Genomic DNA, 1,752 nt, shown 5'->3' with positions numbered 1-1,752 from the left:
TTGCTTCTTGGACTGATTATTGCGCTGTTCTTCATTGGCCCGGTATTCCATGAAGTTGAATTGGGTGTATTGCATGTAGTGGAAGCCTTGTTGACACTACCTTTCGGAATTGGCGGATTGATTTACGGAAGCTTTGGGCAACTGCTTGGCATTTTCGGTATCCATCATATTCTGAATTTCCTGGAAATCAGTATGTTGAGTCAAACTGGCTGGAATATGCTCAATCCTATCGGAACTTGCGGGAACATAGCACAGGCTGGTGCGGTTTTGGCAGTTGCAATCAAGACAACCTCACCAAAAATTAAACAAATTGCTTATCCATCAGCTTTTTCGGCAGCGTTAGGTATTACTGAGCCGGCTGTTTTCGGAGTGACCTTGCGACTGGTAAGACCGTTTGTGATGTCGATGATAGGTGGTGGTGTGGGTGGATTCCTGGCTTCGCTATTGAATCTGCGCGCAACCGGAATGGCATTGACGGGAATCCCTGGAACATTGTTGTATTTAAATGAACAATTGCCGTATTACATTCTTGTCAATCTCGTAGCGTTCAGTGTCTCCTTTGCACTAACTTGGTTTTTTGGATACAAGAAGGATGATACATTCTAAAAACAGCTTATTGATGGCTGACAAGTGAAAATAACCCCTGCTTCTGATTGTGCGCTTTATGCGTGTGCAATTTGAAGCGGGGATTTTTTTTGGAATGATGCCTGTTGACCCTTCAATCCCGTGATTTGCCATGAAGTCCACTCCATGGTTTATAATATGAACATAGACTAAGCATGAGAGAGAAGTGAAGAGGATGAACAGCAAAGAAGTATCGCAACTATTTGGTCTGCCGATCGATACAATCAGATATTACGAACGGGTCGGCGTGATTCCGCCGATAACGCGCGACAAGAATGGTTATCGCATTTACGCGAAACGCGATCTCAATTGGATTTTTCTGGCAAAGAGTTTGCGGAAAGCCGGTTTGTCGATCGAGTCGCTGGTAGAGTTCGCGACATTGGCGCAATCAAAGGATAATGTGCGGGATGCGCAAAAACAGATTCTGAAGGATCAACTGATGGAGATAAATGCCAAGTTGGAAGAGATGATGCAGGCAAGGGATTTGCTGGAGTACAAAATCGAGACGTTTGATGACCATGTCGCAAAAATCAATGCCGGCGAAATGAATGATGACGAGGTCGAAGAACTTTGGACGATGAAACATTTCAAAAATAAGGAATTAACGCTTGCTGTGGAGCATACTTCATAGTTTAGAGTAAGCAGTGTAGTAAATAAACCATTTGGAGGCAATAATATGCAAACAGTAAAATTAAACAACGGCGTGGAGATTCCAGTTTTAGGCTTCGGTACTTTTCAGATCACCGATCCTGTTGAAGCAGAACAAGCCGTCATTGCAGCAATCAAGGCGGGCTACCGTCACATCGATACGGCTCAGTCATACATGAACGAAGAAGCTGTCGGACGCGGAATCGCGAACTCCGGCGTGCCGCGCGAAGAGCTATTTGTGACGACAAAAGTTTGGGTGGAAAATGTTTCCTACGAAGGCGTGAAAGCTTCGTTCGAGCGGTCGCTCAAACGTCTGGGGTTGGCTTACGTCGATATGCTTTTGATCCACCAGCCTTACAGTGATGTCCATGGAGCTTGGAGAGCCATGGAGGAATTGCAGGAGGAAGGGAAAATCCGTGCAATCGGCGTTTCCAACTTCGCTGTCGACCGTGCGGTGGATTTGGCGGCATTCAACAAAGT

The 1,752-nt window shown here is 45.6% G+C and carries 3 protein-coding genes; all 3 read left to right on the top strand.

Annotated elements, in window-relative coordinates; all coding sequences use genetic code 11:
- Nucleotides 1-606: PTS transporter subunit EIIC (locus tag WBV27_RS05810; protein ID WP_424200242.1), on the top strand; the 606-nt coding region annotated here is incomplete at its 5' end.
- A gap of 193 nt (nt 607-799) precedes the next feature.
- Nucleotides 800-1,255: a MerR family transcriptional regulator gene (locus WBV27_RS05805; protein ID WP_424200240.1), complete on the top strand. Its 456-nt coding sequence runs from the start codon at nt 800-802 to the stop codon at nt 1,253-1,255.
- A gap of 45 nt (nt 1,256-1,300) precedes the next feature.
- Nucleotides 1,301-1,752, top strand: a 452-nt coding sequence (locus WBV27_RS05800; RefSeq protein WP_424200238.1) for an aldo/keto reductase, incomplete at its 3' end; no start/stop codon positions are given.

Origin of the sequence: Trichococcus sp. (assembly GCF_049589555.1) — a bacterium.
Classification (GTDB): Bacteria; Bacillota; Bacilli; order Lactobacillales; family Aerococcaceae; genus Trichococcus.
Note: the sequence above shows the minus strand (reverse complement) of the source record. Positions and strands in the feature narration are given on the sequence as shown.